This window comes from Salinisphaera orenii subsp. halophila YIM 95161, assembly GCF_003732545.1.
Taxonomy (GTDB): domain Bacteria; phylum Pseudomonadota; class Gammaproteobacteria; order Nevskiales; family Salinisphaeraceae; genus Salinisphaera; species Salinisphaera orenii_A.
In genome coordinates, this window is the sequence record NZ_AYKF01000080.1 from 1 (window position 1) to 18580 (window position 18580).

An 18580-nucleotide genomic window follows, 5' to 3' on the forward strand; every position below is an offset into this window, starting at 1 on the left:
ACAAATCCGCCTTCGCGGACATGGGCTGAGCGGTGGCGCACGCGTCCGGCGGCCCGGCCGCCGAGCCCACGATCACGCTGGCCCCGGTGACCGTGGCCAACTGGCAGACCTGCATCCACCTGCGGGTGAGCCCGGAGCAGGCCACGCATCTGGCCTCCAACCTGTATTCGCTCGCCGAGGCCTACGTCGAACCGGCCTGCGTGCCGCGGGCGATCTACGCGGACGAGACCACGATCGGCTTCGTCATGTACACCTTCCACGAGAGCACCGGCGCCTACAGCATTCCGCGCTTCATGATCGACGTGCACTGGCAGGGGGCGGGTTACGGCCGACGCGCGATGGCCGCGGTACTCGATACGCTCAAGGCCGAGCGTCCGGCCGCCCCGGTGTTCATCAGCCTCACCCCCGGCAACGCGGCGGCGCGGCGTCTCTACACGGCGCTTGGCTTCGAGGAGACCGGGCGTCGCGAGGCCGGCGAAGACATCCTGTGCCATCGCTAGCGACGGTCGGCGCGGCGGCTCGGGCGGTCCCGAGTCCCGACGGTCGGTTCATCCGGTCCCGCCATCGATGTCGCCGGGCTGCGCCTCACGGTCTCCGCGACGCGCGGAGCGGCTCACGGCCCGGCGATCGCGCGGCGCCGGTTGGTCATGGATCCGGCCCGCGCCGACGCTACCCGATTCGCCGGATCATGCCCCCCGGAACGTGACCAGGCCGGCGGGCGGCTGGAACGATGCGAAAACGGTGGCGCCATGCCGGCGTGACCGGTTGTCATGGAGATGCGATGGCCCGGATGCGCAGAAAAGCCGACCTGCCGGAAAAGACCTGCGCCCACTGCGGGCGTCCCTTTGCCTGGCGGCGCAAGTGGGCCCGCGACTGGCACCGGGTCCGCTACTGCAGCAAGGGCTGTCGCGCCGCGCACAAACGCCGCGGCGAGCCCTGAAACACGCGGATCGAGTCGACCGGCCGGGCGAGCGAGGATCAACGGCGCGCCGGTCGCCTCGCCTCACCGCGGCGAAGCCGATCAGCGTGCCGCCGCGTATCGTGCCAGCCGCGACCGCCGCCCGGCGTTCGCTTCGACGGCGGGCCCGTGAGCCCGAGCCTTACTGGCGCGTGGCCGTGATCCGCGGCGGCGCGGTCAGCGTCTGCAGCACCACGCAGTAGCGCTCGGTCAGCTTGATCAGCGTGTCCAGCTGCTCGTCGCCGGCGTCGGTGTCGAGCGTGAAGCGCAGACGGATGGCCTGAAAGCCGACCGGCGTGTCGCGGGCCACGCCGAGCGTGCCGCGGAAATCGAGCTCGCCCTCCGCATCGACGCGGGCGTCGCGCAGCACAATGCCCATCGAGGTCGCCACGGCGTTGAGGGTGACCCCCGCGCAGGCGACGAGCGCCTCCAGCAGCATGTCGCCCGAACACAGGCTCTGGCCGTCGCCGCCGGTGGCCGGATGCAGGCCCGCCGTGGCCAGCGCTTCGCCGGTCTTGACCTTGCAGCGCACGCCTTCGCCGAGGCTGCCCCCGGCCCGGAGGGTGATCCGTGCGGCCGCCGGGTCCGTCTGGTAGCGCGCCTTGAGCGGTGCCTGCGCGGCCTTGAGGTCCTGTTCGTCCATATCTGCTCCTCCTTCTTTGGATCACGTCGAGCCGCTGCGCCGGCGGCCGATATGTCGTTCCCTGGACCCGCTCATCCTATCGTCGATCGATCGCTGCGCGTCGCCGACCGCGTTGGCGCGCGACGGTACGACGGGTCGCCAGGGGCGGGCCCGCGGTCGCGCAGTGCAACGGTCGCGTAGGCCGGTGTTCCGAGCCGCTCGTCTCGCGCGGTGATTCTCGATGGTGTCGACTTGCGGGCACGATATGCGGCGCGCCATCGAGCGGTGTCGTCACGCCCGTGCGGCGCTCGCGGCGGCCGGCCGGCGCGCCCGTCGGCCTCGCTGCGAAGGCGGCGCATGACAGCGCGACCCGTCCGCGGCGATCGCGTAGGATAGGGCGCCGGCCGCCCCGCGGGACGGTTTCGGTTCGGTTATCAACCGGCGCCAAAACAGCTGAATCATCAGCTGTTTTCAACGCGCTTGAAAATAGAGGCGGCGCATGTCCGCCCTCTATTTTCAGGCACTTCGCGGCCGATGGCCGCGGCGAGCACGCTAGCGCATGCTCGCTTTATCAACCCGGCATGAACGTATCTTCATGCCGGGTTAATGATTAGAGGGATGCCCGTGAGTTCGTCCACCCCCGATCAGACCCGTACGGATTCGTTGGAAGCGCATCTCAAGCGCGAGAATCCGCTGCTTCTGGAACCGCTCGCCGAGTTCCGGCGCCTCGATGCGATCGCCCGCCGCATGGGCCTGCTCGCGCGCCACGAGAGTTTCACGCGGAGCGTGCCCTGGTGGCCGGTGATCTCGCTGCTGGGCACCTTCTCGGCCGGCAAGTCCAGCTTCATCAACAGCTATGTCGGCACCGATCTGCAGCGCACCGGCAACCAGGCGGTCGACGATCGCTTTTCGGTGATCTGCTACGGCGAGGATGCCCAGCCGCGCACGCTGCCCGGCTCGGCCCTGGATGCCGATCTGCGTTTTCCCTTCTATCGGATCAGTGGCGACATCGACGACGTCGCCGCCGGCGAGGGCCAGCGGATCAACAACTATCTGCAGTTGCGCACCTGCCAGTCGGAGCGGCTTCGGGGCAAGATCCTGTTGGACTCGCCCGGTTTCGACGCCGACAACCAGCGTTCGGCGACCCTGCGCATCACCGATCGCATTATCGATCTGTCCGATCTGGTGCTGGTGTTCTTCGATGCGCGCCATCCCGAACCGGGGGCGATGCGCGACACGCTCGAGCATCTGGTGGCGCGTACCATCCACCGCGAAGATGCCAGCAAGTTCGTGTTCGTGCTCAACCAGATCGACGCGACCGCGCGCGAGGACAACCCCGAGGACATCGTGGCCGCCTGGCAGCGGGCGCTGGCCTCCAGCGGGCTGATGGCCGGTCGCTTTTTGCGCATCTACGACGAGGATACGGCGCCGCCGATCGAGAACGAATCGCTCGCTCAGCGCTTCAAGGCCAAGAAGGACGAGGACCTGGCCGAGATTCATCGCCGCATGACCGGGGTCGAGGTGGATCGCGCCTATCGCGTGGTGGAGCTGATGACCAGCGCCGCCGACACGCTTGCCGGCGACGCGGGGGTCGGTCGCCTGCAGACCCTGCGCGCCCGCTGGCGCAACCGCACGCTGGGTATCGATGCCCTGATCGCTCTCCCGTTGATCGCAGCCGGTGTCGCCGCCTTCGTCTGGGCCCCTGATACCGCGGGCGACCTGACGGGGCTGCTGTTCAGCGGCCGCCCGGCGGGCTGGTTCCTGCTCGCCGTCGTGGTCGCCGTGCTGGCGGCGATCCATTTCGGGGTGCGCTCGCTGGTGGCGACCCGGATCGCGCGTGCGATCGAGCCGGCCTCGCAGCAGCCGTTCGGCCTCGACATCCGGCGCGCCTTCGTCGCCAACACGCGTTGGTGGCGCAGCCTGTTCGGCGCCTGGCCCAAGGGCTGGACCTTTTTCGCCCGCCGCCGTGTGGCCCGCATCCGCAGCAAGCAGGAAACCATCATCCGGCGCCTCAACGACCGCTTCACGCAGCCCTCGGGCTGATTGTGGGCGCGGCCGGGCCGGCGGCCCGCGCGGCCCCGGCTGATGTCGGCTGCGGCGTCCGGCCGCAACTGTCGACCACGGCGTATTGGCGACGAGTGCCGCCCCCTGTGCCTCGTCGTTGCGGCCCTGTCGCCCCGGCGTTGCCGGATTTCCTGATCGCCGGTCCGAGGAGACGAGCGCGCGAGGGTCGGGCGGCGCACGGCCTGCTCGATGCAGGCCGATGATGCCGTGCCGATTGCGCCGCCATACGTCGATGCCGACCGGCGCGTGGACGGATATCGCGTCGGTTGTCCCTGGCGATCACCGCCTCGGCCGCTGTGGCGATGCGGTGCCCTGGTCGGTGATCCCTGCGCGCGAGCCGACGCGCGTTCGCGTGCCGGGATTCCCTGTTTCGATCGGCACTGCGGCGTCGGTTCGCGGACGGCCGAGACGGCTCCGTGAGGCCGGCTCGGCGGATCGTGTCTGCAAGCGTTCAGGCTGCAAGTCATTGTCGTAACAAAATAATTTCGTCTGAACTGCATCGGCCGGTCGGGCTCGGGTCGTAGGCGCGGAATCCAATTGATAACCGTCGAGGAGAACCCGATGTCCTGTCGGCATGTCATCGCATTCACGCTGCTGGGTGGGCTGGTCGCCGGCTGCGCGAGCGAGCCGCCCACGTTCGCCGACCGCGTGATGGCGGAAGGCCAGTCGCGCGTCGAGATCGCGCGCCAGTGGGAAAAGGGCAGCGATGAAGCCAGCCGGGGCGAGGAACGGGTCAAGGCCGGCCGGCGCCTTTTGGATGAGGGACGCGCCGAACTGCGCGAGGGCGAGAAGCTGATCGCATCCGGCAACGTGGCCGTGCGGAACAGCCGCGAGGCCTATCGCTCCCTGTCACTGGCCAGCGAGGCGACCGTGACGGCGCGCGACGCCGACCGGCGCAACGAACGTCTCGAGCAGATCGCCGAGGAGTGGCGCGAAGGCGAGAGTCGGATCAAGCGCGGACGCGAGCGCGTCGAGGCGGCGAACGAACGCATCGAGGAAGGCGAGTCCCGGCTGCGCAGCGGCCAGCAGCTCATCGATCGCGGACGCGATCTGATGAGATCCGCGGAGAATCGCTACCAGCGCAACGAAAGTCAGTCCTAGATCGGCGAGGGGGCGCGAAGGCGGGCCCGTCGGTTCGGCATTAGATCCGGAATCGACGCGCCGCGCGGCTCCGAGTCCTTGACCGGGTCGCCTGGCCGGGCTAGCCAGCCATCGCGCCGCGATACCGTCGCCCGCGCGAATTCGGACCGCGGCGTCGGGCTTTCGGGTGGGCCCGCTCGCTAATCCGTTGGCGGGTGGCCGCCTAGTTCGAGGCGGCCGGCCGCCTCCGGCGCCCGTCAAAACCCGAGGCGAACGCCGCGTCGGTGCCCGATCGACGTGTTCTGCAAGACCGGCGGCGCCCTAGGGCCCATGGCCGGACTTTCATGGGTCTCGGGCCAAGTCCCGTCGTGTGGCAACCCAAGAGCATCGCAGGCCGCCCCCGAGCGATCGCCCGGGGACAGGCTGCGTCTCCGTGTTCTCGCAAACATGCCCGGCGCGTGCTTGCATGCAGCGTTAAGCGGCCTCAGGTCGCGTAGTCGCTTCCCATGCGCTCGAGCTTGCGGATCAGCGCGGGCCAGGCCAGCTTGCTGCCCTTGCCCAGGCTCTTGGCCTGATCGGCGGTGGTGTCGAGCGCATGCTGGCCGGGCAGGTGGGTTTCGCCCATGGCCAGGGTGCGTACCTGGATCTGGCAGGCCTTCATCAGGAAGTACATATAGGTGAAGGCTTCGCCGACATCCTTGCCGACGGTCAGCGTGCCGTGGTTGCGCAGCAGCATGATGTCGTGGTCGCCGAGATCGGCCACCAGGCGCTCGCGTTCGTCGAGATCGAGCGCGACACCCTCGTATTCGTGGAAGGTGATGTGCGGGATGCACAGCATCGCGGTCTGGGACAGCGGCAGCAGGCCGTCGGCGTGGGCGCTGACCGCCACGCCGTCGGCGGCGTGCAGATGCAGCACGGCGCCGGCTTCCTCGCGCGCCATGTGCACGGCGCTGTGGATGGTGAAGCCGGCCGGATTGACGCGGTTGGTCGCCCCCGGGTCGACGATCTCCCCGTTCTCGTCGACCTTGATCAGCGACGAGGCCGTGATCTCGTCGAACAGAAAACCGTAGGGATTGATCAGAAAATGATGCTCCGGCCCGGGCACGCGCGCCGACAGGTGGGTGAACACCAGATCGTCCCAGCCGTACAGAGCGACCAGCCGATAGGCGGCGGCGAGATCCTTGCGGACCGTCCATTCGGCGTCGCTCATCTGTTCGTTGCGGGCGGTGGCGTTTGTGGCCATGGCGGTCCTCCGGCGGATTGGATTCGTTGTATGGGCAAGGTAGACGGTCGACGGTGGAGCGTCAATTTGGGGTGGCGTCGGCGCGCAGCGTCAGCCCGGCGCGCCGGCCGGGGTCATGACGAGGCCGAGCGCGATCAGCCACAGCGAGAGCGCGACCGTCGTCAGCAGAAAGAACGCGCCGTTCCAGCGCCAGGTGATCGCATAGGTCGAGCGCCCAGTAAGCCCGGAGAGAATCAGCATGACCGCGGTGAACGGCGACGACAGCATCGACAGCGCCCAGGCGCTCATCAGCGCCGCGGCGAGCACCACCGGATGAAGGCCGATCGTGGCGGGTTCGGGCAGCACGCCGAGGATGAGCGTGGCGGTGACGATCGGATTGAGCCCGATCTGCGCGAACGCTGTCACCACCAGCATCGCCGTGACCGCCGCGGCCGGACCGTGCAGACCGCTGGCCAGCAGCAGGTCGCCGAGGCGCTCGGTATCCACGAGTGGGGCGACTAGTGCGCCGAGAAAGCCGGAGCCGCCGAGCACCGCGATCTCGATCCGGTTGGCCCCGAATATCAGCCGCGCGTGCCGCGACAGCAGCAGCGCGGCGCGGCCCACGCCCGTGCCCCCGCCGAGGCGCCGGCGCTGCAGCGCCAGCCATGCGAACGCGCTCAGCGGACAGGCGATGAGCACGGCCACCGGCAGACCGATGCCGCCGATGGCGGCCACGCCGAACACGGTGCAGGTGATCGCGCCCGCCAGCATCACGAAGCGGCCGAACGGCGCCAGCGACGGAGCCTCGGCCTCCGGCAGGGCGAGCCCGCTGGGGGCGGGGCGCTGCAGCCAGTCGAACAGCCAGCCCAGACCGAACACCAGGGCGCCGGTCGGCAGCGCCACCGGGGCGATGTCGAACCAGGTCAGCGCGGGCATGTTCGACAGGATCACGGCCATGGTGATCGACAGCGGCGAGGTCAGCGGCACCAGGGCGAAGCCGCGCAGCATGGCCAGCATCATGCGGCGCTCGCGGGTCTCGCGGACCCATTCGTGGCCGCCGGCGGCCCGCAGGCTGTTGCTGCGCTTGATCAGGGCGCCGAACAGGCTCAGCACGCCGATGTTGACGATGATGCCGAACAGACCGGTACCGAGAGCCAGGATCGGATAGCGTCGCGTCGGCCGCTGGCGCACCAGCGCCTGGCCGGATTCGCGGATCAGTCGCGAACGCATCGCCGCGATGCGCAGCATGCCGAGCGCGGAGACGAAGGTGGCGAAGAAACAGAAGCGATCGAGCGCGTGGGCCAGCAGCGGTGCAGGGCGGGTATGCAGCACCGCGATGCCGAACGCCAGCGCCAGCCCCGTGAGCAGCAGACCACGGGCGAGTGGGCTCTGGCGGCGCCACTGCGCCGCGAGATACACGACCAGCGCCAGCCGCGCCGGCCAGCGGGCGGCGTCCAGATCGCCGACGATGACCGCGAGCGTGCAGACCATGCACAGTGGCAGACTGTAGTCCGCGCACCGGCGCAGCAGGGACCCGAGCGGGCGGGCGCGCAATCCGGTATGCGTCGCTTCAGCGGCCACGAGCGTACAAAAAGGCGGCCTCGGCCGACATGCGGTCTCCCTGAGCGGCGTCTCGTTTGCGACGGAAGGCGTGCCCGTGCAGCGCCCCGACGGTGGCGGCCACGCGCTCGTCCCCGGCGCCGTGATCGCACCGGCCGCTGGTCTGGACACAGGTTGCGTTGTGTACTGTCAACGCCTATTCTCGCGCGGTCAAGTTTCAAAATGGTGTTTCGCTAGGCGGGATTAGGCTGTCGACAGCCGTCGCGCCCTGGAGATGCCGTGACAATCCGCCGGTCGTCGATTCGAGACGCCAGCCCGCAACCGGCCGGGACCGGTCCGGGCGGGCACTCGTGCCGCGTTCGAGGGCCGGTCTTCACACAGTGCGGGAGAATTCATGCTGGATGCTTATATCTACGATGGTGTGCGCACGGCCTTCGGTCGTCACGCCGGCGCGCTCGCGCCGGTGCGCCCGGACGACATGCTGGCTGCGGTGATCCGCACGCTGGTCGAGCGCAATCCGTTCGCACTCGGCGACTACGAGGACGTCGTCGCCGGCTGCACGAACCAGGCGGGTGAGGACGCGCGCAACGTGGCGCGTCATGCCGGCCTGCTCGCCGGTCTGCCGGTGGAGGTCGCCGGGCAGACGGTCAACCGGCTGTGCGGTAGCGGTCTCGCCGCGACCGTGGATGCCGCGCGTGCGGTCACGGTCGGCGAAGGCAAGCTGGTCATCGCCGGCGGGGTCGAGTCGATGAGCCGGGCGCCGTTCGTCATGGCCAAGGCCGAGACGGCCTATTCGCGCAACATGTCGGTGTTCGATTCCACCATCGGTGCGCGTTTCCCCAACCCGAAGATTCTGGCCGAATACGGCTCGGATGCGATGCCCGAGACGGCGCAGAACGTCGCTGACGATTTCGGTATTTCGCGCGAGGCCGCCGATGCCTACGCCGCGCAGTCGCAGGCCCGCTACGAGGCCGCACGCGCCGACGGCTTCTTCGACGACGAGATCATGCCGCTGGAGGTCCCGCAGGGGCGCAAGCAGCCGCCGCTGACGGTCGACGCCGACGAGCATCCGCGTCCGACCAGCACCGCGGACAAGCTCGCCAAGCTGCCGCCGATCGTTGCCAACGGCATCATCACCGCGGGTAACGCCTCGGGTGTGAACGACGGTGCGGGCGCGTTGATCGTCGGCTCCAGGGCCGCGGGCGAGGCGGCCGGCCTGGCACCGCGGGCGCGCATCATCGCCGGCGGCGTCGTCGGTGTGCCGCCGCGGGTGATGGGGCTCGGGCCGATCGGTGCCTGCAACAAGGTGCTCGAGCGCGCGGGCCTCAGCCTGTCCGACATGGACGTGATCGAGATCAACGAGGCCTTCGCCGCACAGGTGCTCGGCTGCTGCAAGGAACTCGGCCTGTCCGGCGATGACGAACGCCTGAACCCCAACGGCGGCGCCATCGCGGTGGGCCATCCCCTGGGCGCCTCGGGTTCGCGCCTGGCGCTTACCGGGCTGCGCCAGCTGGAACGCGTCAACGGCCGTTATGCCCTGATCAGCCTGTGCATCGGCATCGGGCAGGGCGTGGCCATGCTCATCGAGAGGAACCCCGAATGAAAGACTTTGCCTGGTCCGATCCGCTGCATCTCGACGCGCAGCTGACCGACGACGAACGCATGATCCGCGACGCGGGTCACGACTATTGCCAGAACAGCCTCATGCCGCGGGTGCTCGAGGCCAACCGCCACGAGGTCTTCCATCGCGAGATCATGACCGAGATGGGCGAGCTGGGCATGCTCGGCGCCACCATCCCCGAGGAATACGGCGGGGCCGGACTGAATCACGTCTGCTACGGCCTGCTCGCGCGTGAAGTGGAGTCGGTCGATTCCGGCTACCGCTCGGCGATGAGCGTGCAGTCGTCGCTGGTGATGTTTCCGATCTACACTTTCGGCAGCGAGGCGGTGCGCAAGAAGTACCTGCCGAAGCTGGCCAGCGGCGAATGGGTCGGCTGCTTCGGCCTGACCGAGCCCGATCACGGTTCCGATCCGGGTTCGATGAGCACCAAGGCGAGGAAGGTCGACGGCGGCTATGTCCTCAACGGCGCCAAGACCTGGATCACCAACTCGCCGATCGCCGACGTGGCCGTGGTCTGGGCCAATCTGGACGGCAAGATCAACGGCTTCGTGGTCGAGCGCGATTTCGGCGGCATGTCAACGCCCAAGCTCGAGGGCAAGTTCTCGCTGCGCGCCTCCGAGACTGGCCAGATCATGTTCGATGACTGCTTCGTGCCCGACGAGAACCGGCTCGACGTGGAAGGCCTCAAGGGCCCGTTCTCCTGCCTGAACAAGGCTCGATACGGCATTTCCTGGGGTGCGATGGGCGCGGCCGAGTTCTGCTGGCAGGCCGCCCGCGGCTACACGCTGGAGCGCAAGCAGTTCGGACGGCCGCTGGCCGCGACCCAGCTCATCCAGAAGAAGCTCGCCGACATGCAGACCGACACCACCCTCGGACTGCAGGGCGCCCTGCGTCTGGGCCGGCTCATGGACGAGGGCAACTGGGCTCCGGAGATGGTGTCGCTGATGAAGCGCAACAACTGCGGCAAGGCGCTGGATATCGCGCGTACCGCGCGCGACATGCACGGCGGCAACGGCATATCCGACGAGTATCACGTCATTCGTCACGTGATGAATCTGGAGGCCGTGAACACCTACGAGGGCACGCACGACGTGCATGCGCTCATCCTGGGTCGCTCGCAGACCGGGATCCAGGCCTTCGGTTGACCGATGGACGCCGGCCGTCTCGGCGGCCGGCGTTTGCCCGGAGATTTGCTCGGGGATTAATGGGCGGTTCAGTCGACTAGAGATCTACTGTTCGCGAATTCGATGACGTGCCGGGGCTCGTATTCGGCGCGAACGGGAGCGCGACAATGAAAGATCTCAATGTTTATCGTATCGCAGCGACGGCGCTGCTGGCGTTGGCCGTAGCCACGCCGGCCCTGGCGCTGGACGACGAGACGCTCGACGCCGCGATCGGCGGCGGCCTCGGCGGTGCGGCCGGATCGGCCATCGGCAATGAGGTCGGCGGCCGCACCGGGGCCATACTCGGCGGCGCAGCCGGAGCGGCCGGCGGTGCCGCGATCACGACCGACGGCGACGATCACGACCGGCATTATCGTGATCATGGGCGTCACGAGCATCGCGGTCGCGGCCATTGTCCGCCCGGCCTGGCCAAGAAGGGCCGTTGCTGAAAAGCCCGGTGCGGCCGGTCGGGCGGCGGCGTACAGCCGGCCCCGGCTTTTACACCAGTGACTCGATCCAGCGTTCGAGCTCGCGGTTGGCGTCCTTGTGCTTGAGCCGCTCCGTGGTGGTTGTGGCCGGACGCATGAGGTCGTTGTCCTCACCCCGGATCAGAAAGTTGCGCTGCGAGCCGATGGCGCCGTGTTCGGGGCCGTAGCTGCTGATGACCGTGATCGTGACCGAATGCAGTTCGAGCATGGCGATGGGACGCTCGCCGTCGTCGCTCAGCCCGCAGCGGCGGGCGACCTGACGAATGAGCGAACGGAACGTGCCGAGATTCATGTAGCTCCCGGACACCAGCGGCCCCTGGCGCGTGATGTGGCTGAGAGGGCCGGTGTCGGGCGATTCGTCGGTCTGCTCCAGATCCGTGATCGAACTGCTGTAATTGCCCTGCGCGGTATGCAGCGTCAATACGATGCACTGGATGAAGATCGCCTCCTGGCTCATGTTGCTGATCAGACAGACGGAGTCGACCTGCGAGCCCCAGCCCTGATTCACCAGCACGCGGGCCTTACGTTGGCGGCGAAAGCCCGAAAGCAGCAGATGCGCGTAGAACAGCCATACCAGCAGCGTGCCGATGCTGGTGAAGACGGACAGTGCACCCGAGTTGTCGTTCATCCATTGCCACATGGCGGCATCTGTATCGCGTGAATCGGAGTGGGCGTCGGATTCTGTTACAGCCCCGCCGATCCGGCCATGCGTAATTCCACTCAGACGGGTGGGCGTGTGTCGCTCAGCCCAGTGAGTGCACCAGTGCCATGATTCGGGCGCGCAGATCCTGAACCTCGGGACGCGAGAGTTCGGTCTTGCAGATCATCTGCTCATGGATGTCATGAGCCTTTTCGCGCAGCTGCCGCCCCTCGTCTGTCAGGTGAATCAGCACGCGGCGCTCGTCGTCGCTGTCACGATGCCGTTCGACCAGCCCGGATTTCTCCATGCGCTTGAGTAGCGGGGTCAGGGTGCCGCTGTCGAGATGCAGCTCCTTGCCAAGCTGGCCGACGGAGCGGGGCTCGGCTTCCCAGAGCACGAGCATCACCAGGTACTGGACATAGGTGAGGCCGAGCGGCTCGAGCAGCGGACGATAGGCCCGGATGATGCGGTGTGTAGCCGTGTAGAGCGAAAAGCAGAGCTGCTCTTGCAATAATAGCGGCAGGTCGGAGTCGCTGTCCGTCAAGGTCGAAGCCTCCATCCTGTTGCCTTTCGCGTGAGGTGACTTAGCAGCGCATTGTGAGAGCTTTTACGCGATGAGGCCAATTAAAGTGCCTGGCGAATTGGTCGTGGTTTAAATTGTTGTGTACGAAAGATGACAGCGTGCGCCAGATCGAGCCTAGGATGCCATCGCTTCGGCGACCAGCTCGTAAGAGCGTAGACGCTTTGACGGATCGTGGATGTTGGACACGATCATGATCTCGTCGGGCTGGGCGTCGGCGCGCAGCGCATCGATCTGTTGGCGCACGCTTTCGGGGTCGCCGATGATGTGGCGATCGCGGTTCTCGAGAATCGCGTTGCGTTCCATGTCGGAGTAATCGTAGGCCAGCGCCTCCTCGGGGGAGGGCAACGGCAGGAACTCACCCTTGCGCAGCCGCAGCCACATGAGGTCGACGGTGGCGGCCAGGTGTTCGGCCTCTTCATCGGTCGGCGCGCAGATCACCGATACGCCGAGGATGGCGTGGGGCGTCGGGAACGCCGCCGAGGGCTGGAACGCATCGCGATAGCGTCGCAGCGCGGGTTCCGCCGGTACCGGGCTGAAGTGGCTCGCGAAGCTGTAGCCCATGCCAGCGGCACCGGCGGAGTGGGCGCTCGCGCCGCTCGAGCCCAGGATCCAGATCGGCGGCAACTCGACATCGTCCGGCATCACGGTGACGCCGTGATAGGGATGGCCGCGGTTAAGACTGCCATGGGACAGCGCCCAGAGCTCGTTGAGCATCTCGCTGAACTGCTCTCCCGAGGCTGCACGCAGGGCGCGGCTGGCCCGGGCGTCGGAGCCCGGCGCGCGACCGAGACCCAGATCCACGCGTCCGGGATAGAGCCCGGCCAGGGTGTGGAATATCTCGGCGACGCGCATCGGCACGTGATTGGGCAGCATGATGCCGCCCGAGCCCACACGGATACGCTCTGTCAACGCCGCAATCCGTGCCAGCAGCACCTCGGGCGCGGAGCTGGAGATCGCGGGCATGCTGTGATGCTCTGATATCCAGTAGCGCTCGAAGCCGAGGCGTTCGGCGGTCCGCGCCAGGTCGATGCTCGAGCGCATCGCGGCCGACGCGGGTGTCCCGCTGGGCACGGGGACGAGATCGAGTACGGAAAGCGGAAAATCCATGACGGGCGTGGGCTCCGACGGTATGAGTAGCGTGTCGGACCGATATGGGGCGTCGAGCCCGTGTTTTACAGCCCGGCGCGACCCGGATCCGACGCTGGGCTAGCGTCGAATGATGATGTAGATCGCGTGGATGATGCCGGGGATGTAGCCGAGCAGCGTCAGCAGGATGTTGAGCCAGAAGTGAAGGCCGATGCCCACCTGCAGAAAGACCCCGACGGGGGGCAGGAGAATCGACAGCAGAATGCGGATGACGTCCATGACATGCGGTTTGATGAATCGTATGCCGGCATCGTAACGTCTCAATCGAGCCGCGGATAGGCGGGCGCCGCGCCGAGGCGGCGCCCGCCGTCCTCGGGCTTAGTCAGTCGGCGTCCGGCCCGCTGTCGGCGTCGGTGTCGAAGTCCTCGAAATCGGACTTGCGGATCAGGGCGTGAATGCCCTTCGTCTTGTCCACGACCTGCGAGACTTCGAAGTCGGTCGCCGCGCTCAGATAGGCCAGCGCCAGCGCCTCGTCGATGTCGTAGTGCTGATGCAGGAAGCGGATGGACTCGCGCACGGCGTCCTTCATCGCCATGTCGAGGTCCGGATCGAGGCCGACGGTGATCCAGTAGTCGCCGGTCTCGCCGAGCAGCTTGTCGACCGATTCGCCCGGCAGGTCGTCCTTGCCGCTCTCGAGCAGCGTCAGGCGCAGGGTCGCACGCATCGAGCCCTCGAGTGCGGTCAGCGCGACTTCGCCGTCACCCTGGGTGAAGTGGCTGTCGCCGGTGTAGAACAGCGCGCCCGCCGCCTCGACCGGATAGTAGACGGTGCTGCCTTCGCCCAGGTCGTTGATGTCGGCGTTGCCGCCGATGCGCTGCGGCGGTACGGAGTTGACCGGGTCGGTGGTGTCCGGCGCCACGCCCATGATGCCCATGAACGGATGCAGCGGGTAGCGGATGGTGCGGCCGTCGCCGGCATCGAGCAGGCCGTACCAGTCGTCGCCATCACGCTCGATCGGTGAAAAGATCGACACGTTGCCGTAGCGCTCGGGATGTTCGCTGCTGGGATCGTCCTTCTGTTCCTTCTTCGGGAACTCGCCGGGCAGCGCGCCCTTGCCGTGGCGGTTCGAGATCACGCCGTAGGGTACGCGCGGTTCGAGCTTGACGACCTCGACCTTGAGCACGTCCCCGGGTTCGGCGCCCTCGACGGCCACCGGCCCGGTGACGATGTGCGGGCCGTCGTTGGCGAAGTCGTGCTCGAGATCCGACGCGGTGATCGCGATGGCGTCGTCGAGCACAGCCTCCTCGGCGATCCCCTTGTCAGCGAAATAGGCGACCGGGTCGCGGCCCTGGTCCTCGAGGATGCCCTCGTGCGAGATCGTGTCGAAGGTGACTGTGCTACCGGAGGGCACGGTCAGGACCGGCTCTGCACTCTTATTGGGCAGATAGCCCCAGCGCACCGTATCCACGGTGGACGGGACGTAGTAATCACCGGCGTGCTCGCCGGAGTCGAGCTTGCCGGGTTGATCCTGCAGCGGCTGAAGAATATCGAAGTCGTCGGCGGTATCGGCCGCGACAGCGGTGCCCAGCGCACAGTTCAGCGCCAGTAGGGCGGCGAGGCGTCGTGTCATGAAGTCATCATCGTATTGAATGGCGCTTGCGTTGAAGCAAGAGTCGCGCCAGGACCGTCCGTTGTGCGTTCGCACGGCTCGTGTTCATTCGCCCAGCTGGCGATCGATCCGTTCCGGCGTAGCGTTACTGTTGTGCATGGCAGCGATCCCACACCGCCTCGGACCGGGATATCGGGAAAGCCGCGCCATGACGAGGTTTGCGGGGCCCGGATCAAAGTGCTAGTAATGGAAATGACGATCGTGCGGCCGGCTGAAGGGGCAGCCACGCAACTGCACGTCATCGCTCGCTCACATCGCTTCAAAAGCATCGCCGGGGAAATTCTTGAGCATCACTCCATCACGCAGCCAGCGTGTTTATATTGGCTCCGCACTGATCGTCCTCCTGCTCGTCATCGTCGGTGCGTCCATGCCGGACGCCTTCGGCAAGGCGGCGGACACGGCGCTGACCACCGCCTCGCACTATTTCGGTTGGCTCTATCTGATCTCCGTATTCGGGTTCGTCGTCTTCCTGATCGGCCTGGCGTTCAGTCGCTACGGCAAGATCCGGCTCGGCGCGCCCTACAGCGAACCCGAGTACACCTTCTTCTCGTGGGTGAGCATGCTGCTGGCGGCGGGTTTCGGCGTCGGGCTCGTGTTCTACGGCCTGGCCGAGCCGGTGCTGCACTACCTCAAGCCGCCCTACGACGACATGCCGGGGCCGACGCCGGAATCCGCGCGCTACGCGATTCAGTACAGTTTCTTCCACTGGGGCATCAGCCAGTGGGCGGGGTTCTCGATCGTTGGTCTGATCATCGCCTACTTCCAGTTCCGGAAACGCAGGTCCGGGCTGGTCTCGACGGTGATGGAGCCGGTGACCGACAAACTGCCGGCGCCCGCGCGCCAGCCCACGAGCGACGCCCTGAACATCTTCGCGGTCGTCGCCACGGTGATGGGCGTCGCGACCTCGCTCGGGCTGGGCGTGCTGCAGATCAACGGCGGGCTCAATCAGGTGTTCGGCATCCCCGACACCACGCTTTGGAAGTTCATCATCCTGGGCGTGATGTGCGCCTGCTACACGCTCTCGAGCTATTCCGGTCTGGACAAGGGCATCCAGTGGCTGTCGAACATCAACCTGGCGCTGTGCCTCGGGCTGATGGGGTGGGTGCTGTTCACTGGGCCCACGCTGTTCATCCTCAACACCATCGTGGTGGGCCTCGGTGACTACATCGCGAACTTCGTCACGATGAGTCTGCGCATGAACCCGTTCCGGGAGACGGGCGAGGACTGGATCACCAGCTGGACCGTGTTCTACTGGGCCTGGGTGATCGCGTGGTCGCCGTTCGTGGGCACCTTCGTCGCGCGGATCTCGAAGGGCCGCACGATTCGCGAATACGTCATGGGCGTGCTCATCGTGCCGCCGCTGCTGGCCTGCGGGTTCATCGGCGTGTTCGGTGGTGCGGCGCTTCACATGGAGCTGTTCGGCGATGCCGGCGGCACGCTCACCGGGGCGGTCGACGAGAACATTACCTCCGCGCTGTTCACCTTCTTCGACATGATGCCGTTCAGCATGGTGCTGTCGGTTCTCGCCATGTGCCTGATCTTCGTGTTCCTGGTGACCTCGGCCGACTCGGCCTCCTACATCGTCGCCCAGATGACCGACGAGGGCTCGCTGGAGCCGCCGCTCTACAAGCGTCTGTCCTGGGGGCTGCTGATCTCGGCGATCTGCCTCACCCTAATCATGGCCGGCGGCCTCAAGGGGTTGCAGACAGCCTCGCTGCTGGCGGCGCTGCCGTTTCTGGTCATTCTCTACTTCATGGTCTTCGTGCTGGCCGGCGAGCTTCGACACGACCGGCGCCGCATGCTGCTCGACCTCTACGAGAAGCATCACGAAATGCCGGTAGGTGCCGATGCCTTCGAGGCCCGGGACATCCTCAACGATGTCTGGGACGAGATCGACGCTGAAGACGCCGACGACGAGGGCGGTCGCGCACAGGAGCGCCAGCCGCGCTAGCCGCGGCGACACGCACCGGATACACGGGGCCCTGCCGTTGCGGGGCCGCCGGCTCCTGACGGCGAGGCCTCGTCTCGCGGGCCTGCCGTCGCGGTTTATCCGGCGCATGCGGAAGCGCCGGCGAGAACTCGGATGCACCGCCGGCCGATGGTCGTCCGCCGGCGTTTTGTGATCGAGCCGTTGTGGCGCCGATGCCACCGCCGCTGCGCTGCGCGTCGGCAAGCAAGCCAATGACGCGGGATGCGCTGTGCCCGTGAGAACCACGCCGGAGCGATGGGTGCCGGCGACGTGCTTTGGCTGTGCGGCGGCACACAGGCGAACTACGAGTGGCTTTCAGAATGGAGCCGAGTATCTCCGGCGCCCGCGGCGACGGGGTGCGACCGGGGCGGATGCCCGAGCCAAGCGCGTCGGGCATCGGCGCGTCCTCGGACGAGGCGATGTATCGTCGTCGGGCGGTTGCTACATCCGGCGCGCCGCACGTGTATCGGGCGGGGCCGGCACGCGCGTTGCGCTAGCCCGAGGTGCGGTGTGGATCAGGCGCTGTCGTCGCTGCTGATCCTGCAGAACAGGTCGCCGAGGCTGTGTTTCTTCAGCGCATCCGCCGGGGCGAGCGCGAGGGCGGCGTTCACGCCACTGGCCTTGGTGCAGTCGGCATGGGTCTTCGCGCCGGCGTTGGCGGCGAACAGTGTAGGCGGCATGCCGGGCACAGCGTCCAGTTGAGTCGCGAGCGGTCGGATGCGCCGGTCGAAGGCCGCCAGCCGCGTCTTGGAGAGCGGTTTGCCTTCCGGCAGTGGCATGGTCAGCGGATCGTGCGGGACATCATCCTTGCGGATCTCGAAGTGAAGATGAGGGCCCGTGGCCTCGCCGGTCGCGCCGACATAGCCGATGATGTCGCCTTCGTCGACCTGTTCACCGTCGTGCAGCTTGCTTGCAAAGCGTGCCATGTGGCCGTAGCGCGTTGAAAAACCGTCGAAGTGGTCGATCTGCACCAAGCGGCCGTAGCCGCGCTTGCGGCCGACGAAGGTGATCGTGCCTTCGCCGGCGGCGTGGATCGGGGTGCCGCGGTCGGCGGCCATGTCGACACCATTGTGCGGACGCCGCACGTGCAGGATGGGGTGCAGTCGATTCGGATCGAACGGCGAGCTGATGCGCTCGTAGGCGACAGGATGTCGCGAGATCGAGGGTTGGAACGGCTGTCCGTCGGCATCGTAGTAGGCCGCGTCGCCTTCGGCGTCGATCGCGCGAAAGGCCTGGATTTCTTCGCCGTCGGTGACGATGCTCGCAGCGATCACGTCTCCGGTCGCCACCCGCTCGTTGTCGGCATATTCGGCTTCGTAGATGACGCTGAAGCGGTCGCCCTCGTGCATGTGTCGCGACAGATCCGCGCGGTAGTGGTAAATGTGGTCCAGCTGAGTGGCCACCGCGGCCGGCACATCGGCCTGCGCGAGAGACTGGGCGAGCGACCCCTCGACGCGACCGGTCGCCGTTATTCGGCGCGTCTCGCTGTGAAGCTGCAGGATCTCGGCCTGAAGGGCATCCCCGGCCCGGGTCACGGCCAGGGTGTCCACTTCGTCGAGATCATAGCGCAGGGCCGACAGGCGACCGTCGGGGGTTTTTCGGATCTGGATTCGATCGCCGGGCTGCAGATGCTCCAGGGGGGCGGTGCGTTCGCCGATGTCCAGTACGGCGATCCATTCCTTGGGCGATAGCCCGGCGCGATCGAACAGCGCTGCGAGTGAGTCGCCGCGCTCAACGTTCATCTGCTTCCAGGGTGTGATCTGCGGCGAGATCGCCTCGCGCACCGTCTGCGGGTCGACCGGGGGCATGCCATCGGGAGTGGGATTGTTGTAGGCGGCCTGCATGGTGCCGGCGG

Annotated in this window: 17 protein-coding genes; 7 read left to right on the forward strand and 10 right to left on the reverse strand. The window is 67.2% G+C overall.

Annotated elements, in window-relative coordinates:
• Positions 1 to 32 precede the first annotated feature (32 nt).
• Positions 33 to 500, forward strand: coding sequence for a GNAT family N-acetyltransferase (locus tag SAHL_RS08975; RefSeq protein WP_221177891.1), 468 nt, complete (start codon positions 33 to 35; stop codon positions 498 to 500).
• Positions 501 to 781: 281 nt separating this feature from the next.
• Positions 782 to 940, forward strand: coding sequence for a DUF2256 domain-containing protein (locus SAHL_RS08980; protein ID WP_184947567.1), 159 nt, complete (start codon positions 782 to 784; stop codon positions 938 to 940).
• Positions 941 to 1100: 160 nt separating this feature from the next.
• Here SAHL_RS08980 and SAHL_RS08985 read toward each other — a convergent pair whose 3' ends face one another.
• The gene (locus SAHL_RS08985; protein ID WP_123591081.1) at positions 1101 to 1601 is read right to left on the reverse strand and encodes an OsmC family protein; all 501 of its coding nucleotides are present in this window, start codon (positions 1599 to 1601) and stop codon (positions 1101 to 1103) included.
• Between the two features lie 597 nt (positions 1602 to 2198).
• Between SAHL_RS08985 and SAHL_RS08990 the strand changes: the two genes are divergently transcribed.
• Both SAHL_RS08990 and SAHL_RS08995 read left to right on the forward strand, forming a co-directional pair.
• Entirely contained in the window at positions 2199 to 3623 is a 1425-nt protein-coding gene (locus tag SAHL_RS08990; protein ID WP_123591082.1) for a dynamin family protein, read from the forward strand.
• A gap of 582 nt (positions 3624 to 4205) precedes the next feature.
• A complete protein-coding gene (locus SAHL_RS08995; RefSeq protein WP_123591083.1) occupies positions 4206 to 4745 on the forward strand; it encodes a hypothetical protein in 540 nt (179 codons plus the stop codon).
• Positions 4746 to 5208: 463 nt separating this feature from the next.
• Here SAHL_RS08995 and SAHL_RS09000 read toward each other — a convergent pair whose 3' ends face one another.
• The gene (locus tag SAHL_RS09000) at positions 5209 to 5967 is read right to left on the reverse strand and encodes a class II aldolase/adducin family protein (RefSeq protein ID WP_123591084.1); all 759 of its coding nucleotides are present in this window, start codon (positions 5965 to 5967) and stop codon (positions 5209 to 5211) included.
• A gap of 90 nt (positions 5968 to 6057) precedes the next feature.
• Entirely contained in the window at positions 6058 to 7527 is a 1470-nt protein-coding gene (locus SAHL_RS09005; protein ID WP_221177893.1) for a hypothetical protein, read from the reverse strand.
• Positions 7528 to 7900: 373 nt separating this feature from the next.
• Here SAHL_RS09005 and SAHL_RS09010 point away from each other — a divergent pair, with 373 nt between their 5' ends.
• Complete coding sequence (locus tag SAHL_RS09010; protein ID WP_123591085.1) at positions 7901 to 9109, forward strand: 3-oxoadipyl-CoA thiolase; 1209 nt, start codon at positions 7901 to 7903, stop codon at positions 9107 to 9109.
• Positions 9106 to 10272, forward strand: coding sequence for an acyl-CoA dehydrogenase (locus SAHL_RS09015; protein WP_123591086.1), 1167 nt, complete (start codon positions 9106 to 9108; stop codon positions 10270 to 10272). Before SAHL_RS09010 ends, SAHL_RS09015 begins: the two co-directional genes overlap by 4 nt.
• Positions 10273 to 10340: 68 nt before the next feature.
• Here the strand turns inward: SAHL_RS09015 and SAHL_RS17825 are convergent, their stop codons facing one another.
• The 6 genes from SAHL_RS17825 to SAHL_RS09045 form a co-directional block, all read right to left on the reverse strand.
• The gene (locus SAHL_RS17825; protein ID WP_184947568.1) at positions 10341 to 10703 is read right to left on the reverse strand and encodes a hypothetical protein; all 363 of its coding nucleotides are present in this window, start codon (positions 10701 to 10703) and stop codon (positions 10341 to 10343) included.
• A gap of 85 nt (positions 10704 to 10788) precedes the next feature.
• The gene (locus SAHL_RS09025; RefSeq protein WP_123591088.1) at positions 10789 to 11418 is read right to left on the reverse strand and encodes a hypothetical protein; all 630 of its coding nucleotides are present in this window, start codon (positions 11416 to 11418) and stop codon (positions 10789 to 10791) included.
• Between the two features lie 103 nt (positions 11419 to 11521).
• The gene (locus tag SAHL_RS09030; RefSeq protein WP_281272998.1) at positions 11522 to 11962 is read right to left on the reverse strand and encodes a MarR family winged helix-turn-helix transcriptional regulator; all 441 of its coding nucleotides are present in this window, start codon (positions 11960 to 11962) and stop codon (positions 11522 to 11524) included.
• A 153-nt stretch (positions 11963 to 12115) separates the two neighbouring features.
• Positions 12116 to 13108 carry an LLM class flavin-dependent oxidoreductase gene (locus tag SAHL_RS09035; protein ID WP_123591090.1) on the reverse strand — a complete coding sequence of 331 codons (993 nt, stop codon included), beginning with the start codon at positions 13106 to 13108 and terminating at the stop codon, positions 12116 to 12118.
• 99 nt (positions 13109 to 13207) lie between these two features.
• Positions 13208 to 13366: a YqaE/Pmp3 family membrane protein gene (locus SAHL_RS09040; RefSeq protein WP_123591091.1), complete on the reverse strand. Its 159-nt coding sequence runs from the start codon at positions 13364 to 13366 to the stop codon at positions 13208 to 13210.
• Between the two features lie 103 nt (positions 13367 to 13469).
• Positions 13470 to 14717 (reverse strand): acetamidase/formamidase family protein, encoded by a 1248-nt coding sequence (locus SAHL_RS09045; protein ID WP_123591092.1) that lies wholly within the window; start codon positions 14715 to 14717, stop codon positions 13470 to 13472.
• A 328-nt stretch (positions 14718 to 15045) separates the two neighbouring features.
• On the opposite strand from SAHL_RS09045, the gene SAHL_RS09050 reads away from it, so the two are divergent.
• Positions 15046 to 16707 (forward strand): BCCT family transporter, encoded by a 1662-nt coding sequence (locus tag SAHL_RS09050; RefSeq protein WP_123591116.1) that lies wholly within the window; start codon positions 15046 to 15048, stop codon positions 16705 to 16707.
• A 533-nt stretch (positions 16708 to 17240) separates the two neighbouring features.
• Here the strand turns inward: SAHL_RS09050 and SAHL_RS09055 are convergent.
• On the reverse strand, positions 17241 to 18569 hold the full coding sequence (locus tag SAHL_RS09055; RefSeq protein WP_184947570.1) for a M23 family metallopeptidase: 1329 nt from the start codon (positions 18567 to 18569) through the stop codon (positions 17241 to 17243).
• Positions 18570 to 18580: the final 11 nt, after the last annotated feature.